Annotated in this window: 18 protein-coding genes; 7 read left to right on the forward strand and 11 right to left on the reverse strand. The window is 42.6% G+C overall.

The window, feature by feature from the left end; genetic code table 11:
* Window positions 1-15 precede the first annotated feature (15 nt).
* On the reverse strand, window positions 16-1,086 hold the full coding sequence (gene menC / locus BLR93_RS09855; RefSeq protein ID WP_175559336.1) for an o-succinylbenzoate synthase: 1,071 nt from the start codon (window positions 1,084-1,086) through the stop codon (window positions 16-18).
* A 201-nt stretch (window positions 1,087-1,287) separates the two neighbouring features.
* Window positions 1,288-2,259: a phosphate acetyltransferase gene (pta, locus tag BLR93_RS09860; protein ID WP_093213812.1), complete on the reverse strand. Its 972-nt coding sequence runs from the start codon at window positions 2,257-2,259 to the stop codon at window positions 1,288-1,290.
* A gap of 302 nt (window positions 2,260-2,561) precedes the next feature.
* Between pta and hemQ the strand changes: the two genes are divergently transcribed.
* The 4 genes from hemQ to BLR93_RS09875 all read left to right on the forward strand — a co-directional run bounded on the left by hemQ (window position 2,562) and on the right by BLR93_RS09875 (window position 4,927).
* Complete coding sequence (hemQ, locus tag BLR93_RS09865; protein WP_093213814.1) at window positions 2,562-3,311, forward strand: hydrogen peroxide-dependent heme synthase; 750 nt, start codon at window positions 2,562-2,564, stop codon at window positions 3,309-3,311.
* Window positions 3,312-3,557: 246 nt separating this feature from the next.
* Window positions 3,558-3,701: a hypothetical protein gene (locus BLR93_RS18020; RefSeq protein ID WP_175559310.1), complete on the forward strand. Its 144-nt coding sequence runs from the start codon at window positions 3,558-3,560 to the stop codon at window positions 3,699-3,701.
* 224 nt (window positions 3,702-3,925) lie between these two features.
* Window positions 3,926-4,453: a spore coat protein GerQ gene (gene gerQ, locus BLR93_RS09870; protein ID WP_245690112.1), complete on the forward strand. Its 528-nt coding sequence runs from the start codon at window positions 3,926-3,928 to the stop codon at window positions 4,451-4,453.
* 219 nt (window positions 4,454-4,672) lie between these two features.
* On the forward strand, window positions 4,673-4,927 hold the full coding sequence (locus BLR93_RS09875; RefSeq protein WP_093213817.1) for a hypothetical protein: 255 nt from the start codon (window positions 4,673-4,675) through the stop codon (window positions 4,925-4,927).
* On the opposite strand, the gene BLR93_RS09880 is transcribed toward BLR93_RS09875, so the two are convergent.
* From BLR93_RS09880 to BLR93_RS09890, 3 genes are all read right to left on the reverse strand, one after another.
* A complete protein-coding gene (locus BLR93_RS09880; RefSeq protein WP_093213820.1) occupies window positions 4,914-5,282 on the reverse strand; it encodes a DUF423 domain-containing protein in 369 nt (122 codons plus the stop codon). The genes BLR93_RS09875 and BLR93_RS09880 overlap by 14 nt on opposite strands.
* 16 nt (window positions 5,283-5,298) lie before the next feature.
* Complete coding sequence (locus BLR93_RS09885; RefSeq protein ID WP_093213822.1) at window positions 5,299-5,586, reverse strand: YwdI family protein; 288 nt, start codon at window positions 5,584-5,586, stop codon at window positions 5,299-5,301.
* 118 nt (window positions 5,587-5,704) lie between these two features.
* The gene (locus BLR93_RS09890; protein ID WP_093213825.1) at window positions 5,705-7,048 is read right to left on the reverse strand and encodes a sodium-dependent transporter; all 1,344 of its coding nucleotides are present in this window, start codon (window positions 7,046-7,048) and stop codon (window positions 5,705-5,707) included.
* Between the two features lie 274 nt (window positions 7,049-7,322).
* Here BLR93_RS09890 and BLR93_RS09895 point away from each other — a divergent pair, with 274 nt between their 5' ends.
* A complete protein-coding gene (locus tag BLR93_RS09895; protein WP_093213827.1) occupies window positions 7,323-8,048 on the forward strand; it encodes a YwaF family protein in 726 nt (241 codons plus the stop codon).
* A 378-nt stretch (window positions 8,049-8,426) separates the two neighbouring features.
* Here the strand turns inward: BLR93_RS09895 and BLR93_RS18025 are convergent, their stop codons facing one another.
* The 4 genes from BLR93_RS18025 to coxB all read right to left on the reverse strand — a co-directional run bounded on the left by BLR93_RS18025 (window position 8,427) and on the right by coxB (window position 11,991).
* On the reverse strand, window positions 8,427-8,570 hold the full coding sequence (locus BLR93_RS18025; RefSeq protein WP_175559311.1) for a hypothetical protein: 144 nt from the start codon (window positions 8,568-8,570) through the stop codon (window positions 8,427-8,429).
* 212 nt (window positions 8,571-8,782) lie between these two features.
* A complete protein-coding gene (locus tag BLR93_RS09900) occupies window positions 8,783-9,355 on the reverse strand; it encodes a cytochrome c oxidase subunit 3 (RefSeq protein ID WP_093213830.1) in 573 nt (190 codons plus the stop codon).
* Entirely contained in the window at window positions 9,348-11,267 is a 1,920-nt protein-coding gene (locus tag BLR93_RS09905; protein WP_093213833.1) for a cytochrome c oxidase subunit I, read from the reverse strand. The genes BLR93_RS09900 and BLR93_RS09905 overlap by 8 nt, the downstream gene beginning before the upstream one ends.
* Before the next feature lie 25 nt (window positions 11,268-11,292).
* Entirely contained in the window at window positions 11,293-11,991 is a 699-nt protein-coding gene (gene coxB / locus BLR93_RS09910) for a cytochrome c oxidase subunit II (protein ID WP_175559312.1), read from the reverse strand.
* A 183-nt stretch (window positions 11,992-12,174) separates the two neighbouring features.
* On the opposite strand from coxB, the gene BLR93_RS09915 reads away from it, so the two are divergent.
* The gene (locus BLR93_RS09915; protein ID WP_093213838.1) at window positions 12,175-13,020 is read left to right on the forward strand and encodes an STAS domain-containing protein; all 846 of its coding nucleotides are present in this window, start codon (window positions 12,175-12,177) and stop codon (window positions 13,018-13,020) included.
* Between the two features lie 62 nt (window positions 13,021-13,082).
* On the opposite strand, the gene BLR93_RS09920 is transcribed toward BLR93_RS09915, so the two are convergent.
* Window positions 13,083-13,388: a phasin family protein gene (locus BLR93_RS09920; protein ID WP_093213840.1), complete on the reverse strand. Its 306-nt coding sequence runs from the start codon at window positions 13,386-13,388 to the stop codon at window positions 13,083-13,085.
* Window positions 13,385-15,037: an ABC1 kinase family protein gene (locus BLR93_RS09925; RefSeq protein ID WP_245690113.1), complete on the reverse strand. Its 1,653-nt coding sequence runs from the start codon at window positions 15,035-15,037 to the stop codon at window positions 13,385-13,387. Before BLR93_RS09925 ends, BLR93_RS09920 begins: the two co-directional genes overlap by 4 nt.
* Before the next feature lie 273 nt (window positions 15,038-15,310).
* Here BLR93_RS09925 and BLR93_RS09930 point away from each other — a divergent pair, with 273 nt between their 5' ends.
* On the forward strand, window positions 15,311-17,431 hold the full coding sequence (locus tag BLR93_RS09930) for a choice-of-anchor J domain-containing protein (RefSeq protein ID WP_093213843.1): 2,121 nt from the start codon (window positions 15,311-15,313) through the stop codon (window positions 17,429-17,431).
* Window positions 17,432-17,451 lie beyond the last annotated feature (20 nt).

The raw sequence follows: 17,451 nt of genomic DNA on the forward strand, positions 1-17,451 counted from the left end.
TTTTTTCTATCTCTCCTACGTGAAAACTTGTTTGCTGATCCGATGGGCTTCCAGTGCCTCCCAATCAATGGAATAGCCGATGCCAGGCTGTTCCGGTAGATTGATTTCTCCGTTTTGCACAGTAACTTCGGGTTTTATGATGTCCTGGTGCCAGTACCGGCCGGAGGCAGAGATGTCTCCCGGAAACATAAAATGCGGCAGACTTGCCAACGCTATGTTATGCGCCCTGCCCACCCCAGCCTCAAGCATACCGCCGCACCAGACTGGAATGTTTTTTTGGCGGCAGTAATCGTGAATCCGCTTTGCCTCGCTAATGCCACCGACCCTGCCAATCTTAAGATTGATGACACGGCAGCTCCCCAGTTCAACAGCTGCCTTTGCATCCGCCAGGGAGTTGATGCTCTCATCAAGGCAAACAGGAGTCTGCAGCTGATGCTGCAAAATAGAATGTTCATAAATATCATTGTAGCCCAGAGGCTGTTCGATCATTGTCAACCCAAACTCGGCAAGCTGTTTTAAAGTATCGATATCATTTAAAGTATAGGCCGAATTGGCATCGGCCATCATTTGGATGTTGGGAAAATGTTTGCGTACTTCCCGGACAATATCGACATCTGATCCGGGTTTTATTTTCAGCTTGATTCGCTTGTACCCATCAGCAACATAGTTATCTATCACTGCCAGCAGCTTATCAAGCGTAGGCTGGATGCCAACGCTCACCCCGGCGTCGATTTTGGTTTTCTTTCCTCCGATAGCCTTGGAGAGCGGGATATTTTTACGTTTAGCATATAAATCCCATACCGCCCCCTCGACGGCAGCCTTTGCCATATTGTTTCTGCGTACTACTGAGAATCGTTCGCTAATATCGTCAGGATGATTAATTGGCTTTTCCAGCAGTAAAGGGATCAAAAAATCTGTCATGACATAGTGATTTGTGTGCCCCGTTTCTTCCGTATACCACGGTGCAGGAAAAGCAACTGACTCGCCGAACCCTCGGGATCCATGGTTATCGACAGCCTCTATTATATAGAAATCCTTATCTGTAAAGGTGCCAAAGCTTGTTTGAAAAGGTGTTTTCAGTTCCATCACCAACCGGTGCAAGATTACTTTTTCTAAATAAATCGGTGTACTTTCCACGGTGTGTCCCCCCTTTATAGAGCCGAATTATATTCTTATGATAACGTTCCTTTACCGGTAAAGGAAGTTTGCCTAGCGGCAGTTCCAACCAAGATGCCCCGCTTTATTAAAAAAAAGAGCCAGGATTCGGTCCCGGCCCTTACTTACTGATTATAATGCTTGAGCTGCTGTGAGGATTGCCAGTTTATAAACATCGTCAGCCACACAACCGCGGGACAAATCGTTCACTGGCTGGTTTAACCCTTGCAGGATTGGACCGACAGCATCAAAATTGCCTAGTCGCTGGGCAATCTTGTAGCCAATGTTGCCTGCCTCAAGGCCAGGGAAAACAAACACGTTTGCATTCCCTTTTAATTCCGAGTCTGGAGCTTTCTTCTCGGCGACAGCAGGAACAAAGGCTGCGTCGAATTGAAATTCGCCATCCACGACTAAATCGGGATTTTGTTCTTTAGCTATTCTGACTGCCTCAGATACTTTTTCTGTTTCTTCCGATTTAGCAGATCCTTTGGTGGAAAAGCTTAACATAGCAATGCGCGGATCAATATCGAATAATTGAGCTGTTTCCGCACTAGCCGCAGCGATTTCTGCCAAGTCCTGACTGTCCGGGGCGATGTTGATAGCACAATCGGCAAAGATATATTTTTCTTCTTCTTTCACCATTATAAAGACACCAGATGTTTTCTTTATACCTGGCTTCGTTTTAATAATTTGCAAAGCCGGGCGTACAGTATCAGCAGTCGAATGGGCTGCACCGCTGACAAGTCCATCTGCTTTGTTCAAATATTCCAGCATGGTTCCGAAATAATTTTCATCGAGCAGCATTTCACGGGCTTGTTCTTCGGTGTTCTTTCCTTTCCGGCGTTCAACGAAGCTTGATACCATTTCATCAAACCCTGTATAATTCCTCGGATCAATAATTTCTGAAGAAGAAATATTAACCGAAAGTTCTTGCGCCTTCTGTACTACTTTTTCCTCAGATCCAATTAATACAGGAGTCAATATCCCTTCAGCCCCGAGCTGGCTCGCAGCGGTCAATATTCTTTCATCCAATCCTTCCGGGAACACAATCCGCTTGTTATTTGACTTCACCTTATCTTTTAAAGTTATAAATAAATCGCTCATTAAAAAACCTCCAACTTTCATTCTGTTATATATGATACGCCTTTTTCTGTATAATTGAAAGACTTCTGTTCACTAAAATACACAAAAATCTTGTTTGCTTGCAGTGCTTCAGAATTTGTCCAAATGATGACACTTATACTTCTAAAAGACATAGCTTTCGTAAGTAAAACCAGCATATCCACTGGCATTTCAGCGGACGCCTGGAATCCCGGCGTTTAATCTGCCGTGATTGCCTTTAGTGATTATCTTTCCCTAATTATGTTATATTAAAAACATACTTAACCTTGAAGGAGTGACCTACTATGCCAGAAGCAGTTGAAACGATGGACGGCTGGTATTGCTTACATGATTTAAGAACGATTGACTGGACATCCTGGAAACTGGCCTCATCTGATGAGCGTCAGGCAGCGATTTTTGAATTCCAGCAGCTCTTGGAAAAATGGGAGCAGACGGAAAAGGACAAAAAAGGCAGTCATGCTTTGTACACAGTTGTCGGACAAAAAGCCGACTTTATTTTAATGATTCTACGTCCTACATTAGAAGAACTGAATCAGATAGAAACAGAGTTCAATAAATCAAAATTAGCAGAATTTACAAGACCTGCTTATTCCTATGTTTCTGTGGTTGAGCTTTCTAAATATATGCCGAGCAAGGATGGAGAGGATCCGGAGCAGAAGCCGGAAATCCAAGCACGATTGAAGCCGACGTTGCCAAAATGGCAGTACATTTGTTTCTATCCAATGGACAAGCGCAGGCAAGACGACGACAACTGGTATATGCTTCCTTTCGAAGACCGCGGTAAATTAATGTACGAGCATAGCAAAACAGGCAGGAAATACGCCGGGAGAATCCGCCAGATTATTACCGGTTCGATGGGACTTGATGACTGGGAGTGGGCCGTTACCTTATTTGCCCATGACTCACTGGATATTAAAAAACTCGTATATGAAATGCGTTTTGACGAAGTCAGCGCACGTTATGGCGATTTTGGCACTTTTTATGTGGGCAGCATTCTACCTAGAGAACAGCTTCCTTCATTTCTGCAAATATAAATGGAAAAAACTTATAGAAGAAGAGGACTGGCTTTTGCTGGTCCTCTTCTTAATTATTCGTCTCCAAAACCACCCGCCGGGCGGTTTTTTTGTGCTTCTTACCCTTTCATCGCCATTGCCAGCGCCCGATTGATTTCTTTTGTGACTATCTAATTTCCCGGCATAGTTGAGAAGCATCCGGCATAGTTATAGCTATTAGAGAGTGTAAGTGACTTAGATTGCTCACTCGTTCGCAGCAAGAAAGAGGTGACATCATTTATAGCGGTAATTTATAACGAGGAAGACGTCAATCTACTTGCACGCTTGATGAGAGCAGAAGCTGAAGAGGAAGGGCAGCCAGGAATGCTAATGGCAGGCAACGCTGGTGTGAATCGAGTGCATGTCAAATGATTCGCACGATGATTTATCAAAGTCCACGAGTGTTTGAAACAACACAGAAGTTTTTTTCTGTCAGCGGGCAAGAGAGAAAGAAAAAAGATCAGTTAGATAGACGATTAAAGAAATGGAGTACCACCCTGCCAGTAACTCACTTTGGTTTAACCTAAAGGAAGCTATCTACCAGGCCACCTGCCTGCAATAATAGATAATGGAAATGAAGGGAGAGGTTTTAAAAAATGAGTAAGGACAAAAGACAAATGCCTTCCGCCGCTTCGGGAGGGCAACCTAATGGAGCCGGATATGCACCACAAGGGTATGGCTATGCACAGACACCTGCTTACAATTACCCTCAGCAGCAACAGCCCCAAGCTGGAGCACAGCCCGGTTTCTATCAAAACAACATGCAAATGCCCCAGATGCAGCAAATGCAGCAGGCGCAACAACAGCCAGGCAGTGGTGCTTCCAATATACCGGGTATGCTGCCAACAGAGCAATCCTATATTGAAAACATACTTCGTCTCAACCGCGGCAAGAGGGCAACGGTGTATATGACTTTTGAAGGTAATGACCGCTGGAATGCGATGATATTTAAGGGAATCATCGAAGCGGCTGGAAGAGATCACATTATCCTTAGTGATCCGGAAACGAATCGGAGATACTTATTATTGATGGTTTATCTGGATTATATTACTTTTAATGAGGAATTAAATTATACCTACCCTTACAACACCGGCGGACAGCCAGCCGGATACCAGCCCCGTTAGGGTTTCTCTGGTCTAATAACTGGATGGCTCTATCCTTTTCCGGATGCAGCTTTTCTGATAGAAAAGCCGTAATACATTCTTAATGTCTTTTTCCTCCATTTAAAAAACCCTTGCAGATTATTTGCAAGGGTTTCTTATGCTAACTAAACCGGAACACCAGTCTCTATAACCACCATGTTATATTATCAATTCAATCTTAAAAAGGAAGGAAGCCCAGAAATGAAACATCCATATAAAAAGTTCTTTCAACTGCAACTGCTGATGATGATTTTCACATTGCTGCTAGGTATAGTGGCGATGGTGAAAGGAAGTCTTCTGCTAATCGTGACCGCCCTCTTCTGCCTGGCTTTCAGTTTTATTTTTGAAGGTCTGGCCGAGTATAAAAAGCAGCATACCTTTCAGTTTGCCCAGCAAATGACAAGGGCAGTCGTCATTATCCTTTTTGTCAGCTATCTGTATATTACACTAATTTAATAGCGGCATATCCAAGAGCAATCCATCCTGCCAGAAATGCCAGCCCTCCCAGCGGGGTAATCATGGCAAACATTCTTATCCCAGTCGGCGCGTAAATATATAGGCTTCCCGAGAAAAGGATGATGCCGGCAAAGAACAGCCATCCCGCTGTTGATAAACTGGCAGCCTGGAACCTGCTTAACAGCAGCCCAACTACAAGCAATGCCATGGTATGGAACATTTGATAGTTGACAGCTTTTTCCCAAGTCGAAAGAGCCTTCTCTGATAATTTGCCTTCCAGGCCATGAGTGCCGAAAGCACCTAATGCTACAGCCAGGAAACCATTGATAATGCCCAAAATCAAAAATAACTTCATCCACTATCCACCTCTATTAAAAATCAAAAATTGAATTGCCATTCGCTTCTTCATGATTTATATTGTTTTTTTGGGGTCGGCCCGGTGTTGGTTTCGAGCTTGGAAGCTGGCCTTCTACGCCGCCCATCATCTTCGCCAGTTCCTGTTCCTCGGTTACTCCCTGTCCATCGTCCAAAATCAAGTCACATAGCAAGCGCACGGCACGAACGTGCTCCCTTACCGCTTCTGTCTGGTCTTGTTTTGCCAGAGCTTCCTGCAATTCATTCCCCATCTTCCGCAAAACTGCCTGATTGGTAATTGCCATGGAAAACCCTCCTTGTCTAAGTGAAACTGCGTATAGTAATGCTCTGTTTTCCGAGTCAAGTATAACACGAATAGCGAACTGTGTTCACTGCCAGAACGACCAATAAATGTAACGGAACCTACAAAACACCTAACGCATTCATGAAGATAACCAAAATTAATACTGGAGCTAGAAACTTTACAATCAAATACCATACAGTTCCTACCGCACTGTCTGTTAAGTCAGCAGCATGCAATGCTTCTTTCTTCGAGAAATACCAGCCAATAAACAATGCCATGACTAATCCACCGATTGGCAGTAAAATATTAGATGCCACATAGTCCATGGAGTCCATAATGTTCCGCTCGCCGATCGGGGTGAAGCCAGACAATGCTCCCATCCCAAGCGATGCACCAATGCCTAGAAGAAAAATGACAAAGCCGATAATTACAGCAGACTTCTTTCTGCTCCAGCTGGCAGCTCTCATCAAGTAAGCAACCGGTACTTCCAGTAAGGAAACGGAGGAGGACACGGCAGCTAAAGAAAGGGATAAGAAAAACAGGATGCCGACATAACCGCCAAATGGCATTTGTCCGAAAATATCCGTCAAGGTAATGAAAACCAGGACAGGCCCTGAATCTGGTTCAATGTTAAACGCGAAGACAGCAGGAAAAATAACTATACCTGAAATGATTGCAAAAAATGTATCCATTAAACCAATGCCAATCGTTGCACCCGGCAATTTATGATGTGCGGAAAGATAGCTGCCGTAAGTCATCATGACACCAACTCCGAGACTCAGCGAGAAAAACGCTTGGCCCAGTGCAGCGATATAAACGGAAGGGTTACTAAGGACGCTCCAGTCTGGCCGAAACAAGAAACGCATCCCTTCCATCGCTCCCTCCAATGACAAACTAAAACCAGCAAGCACTATTAACAACACTGCCAGCGTCGGCATAAATATTTTATTAGCCAGTTCGATCCCTTTTTTCACTCCAGTCAGTACTATGGCAATCGTCACTACCATGAATAACGCATGCCAAAACAGCGGCTGTCCTATTGAGGTGGTAAAGACTTCAAACGCTGCACCATAGCCTTCTTCCGGTACTGTAAAGAAATGACCGTTTAAATAATTCCAAAAATAATACATCGACCAGCCGGCTACTACACTGTAAAAGCCTAAGATTAATAATGATCCAAGTACACCAAGGAAGCCAGCCATAAACCATGGTTTTCCTTGAGCTAACTTTTGATAGGACCCGACCACATCGCTCTGGGCTTTTCGCCCGATACTAACTTCTGCCAGCAGCAATGGCACCCCAATAATCAGGATACTTACCAAATACAAAATTAAAAAAGCGCCTCCGCCATTTTCCCCGGCTACATAGGAAAATCGCCATATGTTTCCCAGGCCGACGGCTGAGCCCATAGCTGCCAGCATGAAACCCAATTTCGATGCCCAGCTTTCTCTTGTTGAATTCATTTATACATACAACTCCTTTCAAATTAACTTTATGACTCGTCGGCAGTGTACGACATCCGGACAAAAATCAGATTGCTGTAATTTATTTACTGAAACATGCATGAACAGTAGCATTATAGTTTGTCCCATCATAAATAGATACTTTCCATCATAATAAAAAATATATAGCAATACAATCATTCATTAAAGATAAGTTTTTCCATTAGAAGTTTTATTGGATAAGATTAGGGAAATATGCTAGCCTAATAGATTTTTTAAGGGAAGGAGAGTGGTTATGGATACATGGTTTGGAGTGTCATCGACACACTTGTTCCACCCCTTTTCAGCCAGCCATTTACTAATGCTTATTATCTATAGTGCAGGCGCGGCAGCCTTATTAATCAATAGCTCGAGAATTTCACAGAGACCTTCCCTTTACCGCGCAATCAGATGGGGCTTTTTGATTGTATTAGTTTTATCCGAACTTGTATATCAAGGATGGGCAATTTATCATCACATGTGGAGTTTTCCGGATCATATGCCGCTTCATCTATGTGGCATCGCTTCTATAACCGCCATGCTTGCTCTTCTTTTTCAAAAAGACAAACTAATACAAATGACTTTTTTTCTAGCTGTAATTCCAGCCTTTCTCGCCTTAGTCACCCCAGATATCCCGTATGGTTATGAGCATTTCCGCTTTTGGAAGTTTTTCATTCACCATATGGCTATTTCCTGGTCAGGCATCTTTTTATCTATGGCCGGCAATACAAATATCACCTTTGCCTCCATGATGCGCACTTTTTTACTCTTGATTGCTTATGCCTTATTTATAGGAATGATTATCAACCCTTTAACAGGAGCTAATTACTTATATTTGGCCAGGCCTGCCGAGGACACGCTTTTAACATTGTTTGGTGAGGGGTTCTCCTATTATATCAACCTTAGCACTACTGCTCTCATTGTTTTTTACTTGTTATATTTATCAATGAAATTCTACCGAAGGAGCCGCCAAATTAGATAAAGCAGAGCGGACAACCTCTGAAGTAGAGCAACTATAACAAAGCTGAGCGACTTTCCCCGGTTGGGGAGCGATTTTGGACGAAAGTAGAGCGAATATCACCTGAATCAGAGCAACTATGGCTAACTGGAGCGACCTTTCGGAGAGGTGGAACAAAAAGTTATCTTCAAATAAATTAAAAGCCTTGGGCTTTTGCCTCAAGGCTTTTTAGAATAAAAGGATTTATAACTGGGATGTCCAGCACAGCTAAACAACATTTCGAAGAAATCCCCGCAAATATTTAAATAGAATCAGCATTTTTTCTAGTTTCGCTCTGGGTACCTGCCGACTAGCGTGGATCTCCTCGAAGTCCATTCGCTGCTCCCAGATACCCTCTTTCTTTCAAATCACTATTATGTCTAAATGTTGTTGTTCTTCATCTTGATACCTTTCATACAGCCATAGGACGAATTCCAATTCCTCGGTACAGAGATCTCGTTTTAACTCCTTTTCCATATTGTTTACAAACAAAGTATAGGCAATCATAAAGAGTTGTTCCCCCTAACTCGAAAAGTTGGCACCCCCCCACAGGAGCCGTCCGAAAATTGTTATATTACAGCTATTGTACTGGCAAATCTGCAATTATTCAATATAATTATCGAAAAATTTAAAAAATGTATTGAAATTTATCATGATTCGTGCCTTATCTCCTGAAAAACTGCATCGATTTGCTCATTAATCCAGTTATTGCCTATCTTTTACCATAAAAAAGGAGCGTACACCAAGACCAGGATTAAAATCCAAATTAAATCGACAAAATGCCAATAGTAGATGAAGATTTTGTGCTTTTCCTTAAATAATTGATACGGCAGGCTGCGAAAGGATTGACAAGCCAAAACCACCATCCATAACAATCCGAACAACACATGGGAAGCATGTAATCCCACGAGCACAAAAAACGCCGATAAAAAGTTGCTTGAAGTGAGGGTGTATCCATCCTGAACATAGAAATAAAATTCCTGTACCTCGATGACCAGGAAGGCTGTCCCTAACAAAAAGGTAACACCCAGCCCTGTCCATATTCGCCGCCAATTGTGGTTAGCCAATCCCTTTTCAGCAATCATCAATGTGCCGCTGCTCGTTAAAAGGCATGCCGAAGCGAGAATGACTGACTGAGTGTCATAAACTTCTCCCGGAGCTGGACCTGTCGCGGCCGGGGTAAACACAAAATAAGTAGCAAACAGGGTGCCGAACATTACCCCCTCCACCATTAAATAAATGAAAAATCCGATTTGTTTATCAGCAAACAATGCATCAGCATGATTACTCATCTGGCTCCTCCCTTTCATACAGCGACCTTCGTTCATCCTTCCAAGTCCTCCACAAAAACATTAACAGCAAAAATCCTCCACATATTAGAGCCAGCAACCACCAGTTGTAAATCAAACCAATGCTCATCACCAACAATATCATTGACATTAACGCCGGCTGGATCGTATAAACCGCTATCGGAGCTGGCCTTGGGTCCTTTTCAACCTGCAGCTTCCGCCCACTTTGCTTGGCATACCAAAAAGCGTCCCGTTGATCAACGATCGGCACTTTTTCAAACGGATGCTCTGGTGACGGTGAAGCAACTGTCCATTCTAAGGATCTTCCCTGCCAAGGATCAGCAGATGCCTTTTCGCCTGATTTGTGTGTTGTGTATATATTCCAAGCAAAAAACAAGACACCGGCTCCCATCATGAACGCGCCGATGGTGCTAATCAGATTAAAGGCTAATAGGTTTTCGCCCCATTCGTAAGTGTACGTGCGGCGCGGCATCCCGTTCAATCCGGTGATATGCATAATGAAAAATGTTAAATGAAAACCGGTTACAAATAATCCAGCATGCCAAAGCCCTAACCGGCGATTTAAGATTTTTCCGGTGATTTTTGGATACCAATAATAAATCCCGGCAAAGATACCCAGAATCGTTGACCCGATAATCGTGTAGTGAAAATGGGCGACCACAAAATGCGTATCATGGAACTGCATGTCGGCAGCCGCCACGGAGAGCATTACACCGGTAACCCCTCCCATGACAAAGGTCGGTATAAATGCAATGGCAAAAAGCATAGGCACCGTAAAACGAACGATTCCATTACGCATGGTAAACAACCAGTTAAACACTTTGATGCCGGTAGGGACAGCAATCAACATGGTAGTGATTGCAAAAAAAGTATTGGCCATCGGTCCCAGCCCGACAGTAAACATATGATGCGCCCATACCATAAAGCCGAGAAAACCAATTAAACATAAAGAGATAACCATGGCCATATATCCGAACACTTTTTTTCTGGAAAAGGTGGAAATAATATCGGAGAAAATACCGAACGCCGGCAAAGCTAAAATATACACTTCCGGATGACCAAATATCCAGAACAAATGCTGCCAATATACCGGTGAACCCATTTCTCCCGAGAAGAAGGAAGTATCAAACAGGCGGTCGAACATAAGCAAAAACAAAGCGATGGTCAAAACTGGGAATGCGATAAGGATGAGAAAGGAAGTAATCAAAGTAGCCCATGCAAATAACGGCATCCGGGTCAGGGACATGCCGGGAGCCCTGTGGCGCAAAATAGTCACAATCATATTGACAGCAGTAAGGGTAGTACCCAGACCGGATATTTGCAGTGCAAATACGTAATAATCATTGCCCGCTGTCTGTGTGTATGTATCGGTCGACAGGGGAGTGTAAGCTGTCCAGCCGGCGTTCGGCGAGCTGTCGAGAAAAAAAGCCAGATTGAACAGCAACCCTCCCGCAAGAAACAGCCAAAAACTGACAGCATTCAGGAATGGAAAAGCCAAATCTCTGGCACCTATTTGCAAAGGTACAGCAATATTCATAAGTCCTATCAGTAGCGGCATGGCAGCAAAGAAAATCATCATCGTTCCATGGGTCGAGAATACTTCATTGTATTTTTCCCCTTGGAATACCCAAAAATCATTCTGGGGAACTGCCAGCTGTGTCCGCATAATCAAGGCATCTGTACCCGCCCGAAGAAAAAACAACAACCCGAACAGGAGATACATCGTACCTACTTTTCGATGGTTCGTCGTTCTGGCATATTCCCAGAGCACTGGCCATTTCCTCTGTCTGGTTATCCACACCAAAACGGCCGGCCCTAATAATAATGCCAATACCCAAGCAGCAATCACATCGCTTGGCATGTATAATACTTCGTCTAAAAGGTTAAATGTCATCATGTTCACCCTTTAATTCGCATTTTCATTCATCGAGCAGCCATCGTCTGTATTTCTCTTCTGAAACAATTTCTGTATCAAAACGCATAAGGGCATGGTCCATCCCACAGAATTCTGCGCACTTTCCGAGAAAATTCCCCGTCTTGCCTGGCGTTACCTCGTATAATATTTCTTTACCTGGGATAACGTCCTGTTTGCCGCCCAGCTCCGGTACCCAGAACGAATGAATAACATCCGCCGATTGCAGGTGAAGAACGATAGACTTACCGACCGGCAGTACTAGATCTTTAGATTGTTTTCCATTTTCATATTCAAATGTCCAATTAAACCGTTCGGCAGTGACGTGGACATGGTTAGCTGAATCGTTGTTATTGGCGCTCGTCGAATCGCCTGTAGCCTGCGGAGAAATCTCATAGGTAATCATAACTGTAGGAACTGCCAGGATGGCTAATAAAACAACCGGAATCAATGTCCAGCTAATTTCCAGTCGCTTATTATCATTAATCTCCTCGGGAACATCCTCTTTATTCTTTTCAGTTTCTTTATACTTCCAAGTAAAACGAAACAGCAAACTAAACACGACTAACATGACGACAGTCATAATTGCAAAGCTGAAATAAATAAGAAAAGCCTGGTCATCAGCCATTTGGCTGTGCGGATCAAGAGTTCTAATTTGGCATCCGCCCACTATTAACATGGTGAATAACAATAAAATTTTCTTCATGGCCACACGCCCTTTGTCCATGTGAATGGAAATCATACTTCCTATTAACCTATCCAGAAATCCTATAAACATATCTTCCTTTTTCATAACAATAGGAGAAACTGTTTTAATAGAAAAAAATTTACTTAGTAGTAAGGTATGTTTATAATGAACACAGGTACTCCAACAAGAAGAGGTGAAAATATGGAACAAATACATAAGCTTGCTTTTTTCCAGAACCAACTTGAAGAAAACGTTCCTCAATTAGCTGAAGAGTTATTGCAAAACCTGCTTGAAAAATTCCCCGAAACGTACACAAATTTATCAGAAGAGGATCATCACCTCTCCTACAAACTTATTAGTGCGTTGATTACTACCCTTTCATCCCTTCTGCCTGAGAGTGAACATGCGGATCAGGAAGCAATCCGCTGGGGGCAAAAAATAGGTTCCTATTTGGTAGATCGGGATAACAGTTTGTCAGATTCATTAGCAAAATTGAGTGTTCATAAACGTGTTCTGTGGTTATTCATCGAGAAAAAGGCACGTACATCTGATTTTGGCTTCCATGAAGTGATTGAAGTAATGACAAGGATTGATGAGCTGTATAACCACATTGTCCACGGTGTAGGGATTACATTGAAGGAAGAAGAAGAACGCAAGCTTAGTACTTACGAGGAAAAGTATTTAAAAGTTTCCACTCCCTTAGTACCTATCATGGACGCAGTAGCTGTACTGCCAATTATCGGCGAAATCGACGAAAGAAGAGCAGAGGTGCTTTTAGAAGAAACTGTCCACAGGGCGAGCCAACTGAATATTGACTGGCTTGTCATCGATTTATCCGGGATTTTCAAGGTGGATGACTTGTTTGTCAGTTACCTATACAAGCTGCTGGACCTGCTTAAGCTGCTGGGCATCACGCCGATCCTCACTGGAATGAAGCCAGAGATGAGTATTCGCTCCAGAGAACTCGGCTTATTTAAGGAAAAAGGCATTATTACCAAATCCCATCTTAAACAGGCAGTAGAAATGCTTCATGCCCAGATGAAATGACAAGCAAAATGGGAGGCTCCCCTCCACCGTGGCATACAGGCTGAAGGAGGAGCTTTCCATCTTTAATCTCCATTGTCCAGATGGGCATTTTCGAGCCGTTGTATCCTTAATTCCAGCTCCTTTAACTCTTGTTTAGTAGCGATGCCCAAATCATCAATCATCTTGTTTTTTTGATTATTTTGCTGATCCGTCCACTCAGCCGTCTTAGCTTCTCCCTTTTCTACAAACTGCCGCAGCATTTCTTTTGCCTGCTTGGCGGTAAGTTCATCATTGGCAACCAACTCATCCAATTTCTTTTGTAACTTTTCTCTACCGCTGACTGCAGCTCCCAAGCCTAGTAAAAACCCCTTTTTCAATAAGTCATTCATGACCAAAACCTCCTATTATTTTTAAGTGAGCGAATCATTTTATAGTGCTTCCTTGCTAAAACAAACAACATCAATAAAAATAATGCCCCAATGGCCAATCCCAGCTTGAGCAGAAAATCAGCTTGCCAAAACCATCCGATAGCTAAAATAGCCGAACCGATGGTCATGAAGAAAACACTGATAACAGCGTAAAAAGTGTAATACTGGTGCATGAATTTGTATCTTTGTTTGTTCTTTTCCCATTCTCTGTCCTTTTCACCGTCGTTTAACCAGTCGACAAGTTCTCTCGGCAAGGATAATAGCGGGCGGGCAGACTCTTTCAGCACCTCTGTATAGATGGAACCCTTGCCATTTTCTCCAGATGCCCATTTTTTTACAATAGGCCGGCTCCACTTAACAATATCCATTTCAGGATAAATGGAAAGAAGTACCCCTAACAGGATAGAAGCAGCCCGTCCTAAGAAAGCATAGTCAGCTGGCAGCTGAATCGGCTGTTCTTTGATAAAAACCTGAATATCCTCCATTATTTGTTCAAGCAATTCTCCTCGCATATGATGGCTGCTTTCTTCCTGGTACATATTCAGGGTTTTCTTCAATACCTTTTTGATTTTCTCTGTATCATAGTTTTCTAACAGTACATCCATTTCGAGAAGCGCTCGAATGACCCGGTCATAATCATCCAATATTACACCTTGCACAATATTTCTCAGCTGCTTGGTATCTTCTCGTTTGATTTCTCCCGCCATCCCAAAATCGATGATAGCCAAAGAGCCATCAGCCTTCACTTTAATGTTACCTACATGGGGATCGGCATGAAAGATGCCTGGATTGATAAATTGATCTACATAAAGATCAAACAGTGTTTTTGCTAGTTGCTTTCTCTCTATTCCATGCTCCTGCAAAAAGGCAAGGTTATCAATTCTAGCGCCTTCTACCCATTCCATGACTAACACACGCGGAGTACAGAGATCCTCATAATATACGGGAACCGAAACATTTTCATATTCTCTAAAACGGTTGTTAAAATACTTGGCATACTTGAGCTCCTGTTCAAAGTCCAATTCCTGGCTCATAACAGATACAATCTCTTTGTATAATTGCTTTAAATCCGCCTTTTTCCCGTAAACGGTAAAGCGTGACAACAGCCAAAACACTAAGCGGAGCGCACGGAAATCCTTATGGAACACTTCCTCTACGCGATGTCTTCTTACTTTTACTGCGACTAGCTTTCCATTTGTTAATCTCGCTTTATAGACCTCACCTATCGAGGCTGATGCTACGGGCTTTGTTTCTATGTCTGACAGCTTAGCAGTCAGCTCGTTGTGCCATTCATCTTCCATTATGCTTTTAGAGTATTTAAAGGGAATCGCCTTCACGCTGTCGGTTAATCCTTGCAATTCCTTAATAAATGCGGCAGGAAGCAAGTCTCCCCTTGTACTCAAAAATTGCCCGAATTTGATTAACAAGCCGCCCAGTTCGGTCGATTTTTTTTTATATTCCCTGGCCTGCTTTGCCAATAATTTTTCCCATTTTGCAATTGTTTCACTGTCCCAAACACGGTGTATAAAATGAAACCAATAGATTTGCCATAAAAATTTACAAGTCATAAATACGATAATAAAAATGCGGTATAAAGAGTTGTATTTCAAATTAACACCATCCACTCTGCTCTCTCTGCTCTTCAACCATGCAATGTGTTGTATTCCATTACCCTTAACAGCTGCAGAAAAAACGAGCTTTTTCTTATAAGGACTGTCGTTCCCTATCAAAATCAATTGCGATGCAGTTCTATTCGCCTATCCCCACCGCAGTTTATGTCGCTAAAAGCCTTCTATTTGACTATTCATAATCTTACGAATAATTCATTATAATTAGAGTTGGAGGTACACAATTATTTTAAAATTCCGGGGAGGGTATTTTATTTGAAGAAAAAACTGACTGCCATTATTTCTACTAGTGTATTATCATTTTCCTTGCTCGCACCTTCTGCTTCTTATCAGGCAGAAGCAGCTTCAAGCGAAAAATGGAACATTGAGCGTTATGGGGATGAGCTGGATATAACTGCTGAGTTAAACGAGAAGTCGAAAGATGAGGAGTTTCAAAAAGAAGCGAAAGAACAAATTAAGAAATCAGCAGCTAAGGTGAACTTTGATGAAGAAGAATCCTCAGCCAGCGGACAAGCCGACGATGATTTCACGTTTGACGGCGGGACAAAGCTATTTCTTGATCGTGATTTAGCGTTTAAAGAATTCACGCTGCGCAGCGTCGGAGATAACGTGGAAATCTGGGTCGCCAATGATTTAGGATTTGAGGAGGGCGACTCACGGGAACCTCATGTGGTCACCCAAGAACAGGTAGACAAGCTCGCTAATGAATTTGATGCTAATATTTATCCAAAAACAACTGAATTCTTTGGAACTCCTGATTCTCTCGACGGCAGCCATTCGCCGCTGCCGGGAATGGTTGGACTTCCAGAAGGGTATTATGAATCGGAAGATGGCAGCGATAAAGTCATCATGCTGGTAGACAATATAAAGGATGATAACTATTACGATCCTGAATATCCGTTTTTCGTAGCCGGTTTTTTCTGGAGCACATTAGAGAACTACATTGACCGTAATATTATTACCATCGATACAAACAACTGGGAAGAACGCCTGGAAAATACTTTCTTCGCCACTACCATGCATGAGTTACAACATTTGATACATTCGGATAATGATAGTGATGAAACCTCATGGTTAAATGAAGGTATGTCCACTTTTTCTGAATATCTAGGCGGTTATGGGCATGATTATGGTTCAATTAACTTCTTACTGGACCACCCGGAAAACTCTCTGGTGAACTGGGATGAACATGTCGGTGCAGAAACCGGCCCAGAAACAATTGCCGATTATGGACTTGTCTACTTATTTACCTTGTATAACTACGAACAATTTGGCCAGGAATTTATCCGCGAGGTAGCAACAAGTCCGCTTAACTCGATAGACAGCTATAATGCTGCCTACCAGGCATTTGGCATAAAAGAAGATTTTCAAAGTGTCTTCGAAAAGTTCGTTACTGCCTTGTTGATTGATGAGCAGAAAAAAGTTAAAGGTAAAAAAGGTGTCTATGGCTTTGAATCTATTGATCTTCGCGAAATTCCAGTGGAGGATGGGAAAGTTAGAGGGAACACCGTTAACTTTGAGACTGCCCAGCAATATGAAAAGGACGGAGTACCTGCTTGGGGAGCCGACTATAAGCTATTAGACTTTGACGGTAAGATAGAGAGCATTTCCTTCGACGGTGTCGACTTTTTGCCAAGCCCTTGGCAAACCATTGCCGACCCATTAGGCTCAGATAATCAAGTGTTCTGGGGAAATAATGGGGATGAGGCAGATAACAGCCTGATTATGGAAGCAGATCTAACTGGTGTAACGGAAGCAACTCTCCAATTTGATCATTTCCTTGATATTGAAGAACAATGGGATTTTGGCGTTGTCCAAGTTTCTACAGATGATGGAAAGTCATGGACCAGCCTGGAGAATGAACACACGAGATCCGATGTCGTTGATGAAGGCTATCCAAAAATTAAAGAAAATGTTCCTGGTTTTACTGGTCATTCCGACAAATGGGAGCAGGAAAGCTTTGATTTATCCGCGTATGCCGGAGAAAAAGTGTACATCTCTTTTCGCTACTTAACGGACTGGGGATACAATGACACAGGCTGGTTTGTCGATAATATCACCGTTCCTGAAATTGGATTAAGCTATGACGGTTCTTCCCTTGATGGCCTGCAGTCTAAAGAAGAACTGCTTGAACAGTACGTCAATTATTCCGTTACATTTGTAAATGAAGATAAGCATGGAAAGTACAAAGTTTACCATGTTGATCCTTTTAATATAACGGAAACAGATGCTTTGAATATGCGCAATCTATTCAAAAAAGGAACAAACTACATGACAACATGGTATGCTGCGCCTGAGGGAAGTTTAGATTCTGTCCCATTTGAATATAATGTAGAATTAAAAGACAAAGGGCCTAAGAAAAACAAAAAGAGATAACGAATGGATTGTTCGCTAAT

The sequence above is a fragment of the Sediminibacillus albus genome (genome assembly GCF_900101125.1).
Classification (GTDB): domain Bacteria; phylum Bacillota; class Bacilli; order Bacillales; family Amphibacillaceae; genus Sediminibacillus; species Sediminibacillus albus.

Coding starts and splice junctions, on each gene's coding strand:
- menC (WP_175559336.1), bottom strand. CDS start 1,086: ATGGAACTGAAAACACCTTTTCAAACAAGCTTTGGCACCTTTACAGAT.
- BLR93_RS09905 (WP_093213833.1), bottom strand. CDS start 11,267: ATGACATTTAACCTTTTAGACGAAGTATTATACATGCCAAGCGATGTG.
- BLR93_RS09920 (WP_093213840.1), bottom strand. CDS start 13,388: ATGAATGACTTATTGAAAAAGGGGTTTTTACTAGGCTTGGGAGCTGCA.
- BLR93_RS09900 (WP_093213830.1), bottom strand. CDS start 9,355: ATGAGTAATCATGCTGATGCATTGTTTGCTGATAAACAAATCGGATTT.
- coxB (WP_175559312.1), bottom strand. CDS start 11,991: ATGAAGAAAATTTTATTGTTATTCACCATGTTAATAGTGGGCGGATGC.
- BLR93_RS09875 (WP_093213817.1), top strand. CDS start 4,673: ATGAAACATCCATATAAAAAGTTCTTTCAACTGCAACTGCTGATGATG.
- BLR93_RS09915 (WP_093213838.1), top strand. CDS start 12,175: ATGGAACAAATACATAAGCTTGCTTTTTTCCAGAACCAACTTGAAGAA.
- BLR93_RS09885 (WP_093213822.1), bottom strand. CDS start 5,586: ATGGCAATTACCAATCAGGCAGTTTTGCGGAAGATGGGGAATGAATTG.
- BLR93_RS18025 (WP_175559311.1), bottom strand. CDS start 8,570: ATGATTGCCTATACTTTGTTTGTAAACAATATGGAAAAGGAGTTAAAA.
- gerQ (WP_245690112.1), top strand. CDS start 3,926: ATGAGTAAGGACAAAAGACAAATGCCTTCCGCCGCTTCGGGAGGGCAA.
- BLR93_RS09880 (WP_093213820.1), bottom strand. CDS start 5,282: ATGAAGTTATTTTTGATTTTGGGCATTATCAATGGTTTCCTGGCTGTA.
- BLR93_RS09895 (WP_093213827.1), top strand. CDS start 7,323: ATGGATACATGGTTTGGAGTGTCATCGACACACTTGTTCCACCCCTTT.
- BLR93_RS09890 (WP_093213825.1), bottom strand. CDS start 7,048: ATGAATTCAACAAGAGAAAGCTGGGCATCGAAATTGGGTTTCATGCTG.
- pta (WP_093213812.1), bottom strand. CDS start 2,259: ATGAGCGATTTATTTATAACTTTAAAAGATAAGGTGAAGTCAAATAAC.
- hemQ (WP_093213814.1), top strand. CDS start 2,562: ATGCCAGAAGCAGTTGAAACGATGGACGGCTGGTATTGCTTACATGAT.